This window comes from Planktothrix tepida PCC 9214 (assembly GCF_900009145.1).
In the GTDB taxonomy this organism is placed as follows: Bacteria; Cyanobacteriota; Cyanobacteriia; order Cyanobacteriales; family Microcoleaceae; genus Planktothrix; species Planktothrix tepida.
This window is the reverse complement of the sequence record NZ_LN889852.1, coordinates 1-427: the sequence shown is the minus strand read 5'-3', so window position 1 is coordinate 427 and position 427 is coordinate 1. Positions and strand designations below refer to the sequence as shown.

Annotated in this window: 2 pseudogenes; both read left to right on the top strand. The window is 35.4% G+C overall.

Features of this window, described 5'->3' with window-relative positions:
• Window positions 1–15 precede the first annotated feature (15 nt).
• Window positions 16–162 (top strand): annotated as a pseudogene (locus PL9214_RS33350) (IS701 family transposase); the annotation flags it as partial.
• A gap of 38 nt (window positions 163–200) precedes the next feature.
• Window positions 201–427, top strand: a pseudogene (locus PL9214_RS33345) (IS701 family transposase); the annotation flags it as partial.

The following is a 427-nucleotide window of genomic DNA, read 5'->3' as shown; positions in this document are numbered from 1 at the left end:
TACTTACATCTAGGAATCATCTCACCAATTCCGAGAAAATCTTTACCGGAAATTGCTAAAATAGTAGGAATTAGATCGCCACAATCACTCCATCATTTTTTAGCCAATTCGCCTTGGTCAGCAAGGGAATTAAAGGAAAGAAGATTAGCTCGAACTCTAAAAGGATTGAAAGAAGAGAAGATTATAGTAATAATTGATGAAACAAAGAATCAGAAACTAGATATATTAGAGAAATCATATTTGGGAAAAGAAGTCCGAGAACCTATTGGGAAATTACCACAGATCCAGAAACGATGCCAGAAGCCTCAACTTCGTTTGTGATGACAAATTTAACAGAGAACAGAAGCCAGCTTAAAAAGACATTAGGTAATTTATACGGGTTAAGAACATGGGTGGAATATGGATTTCGACAATGTAAACAAGAACT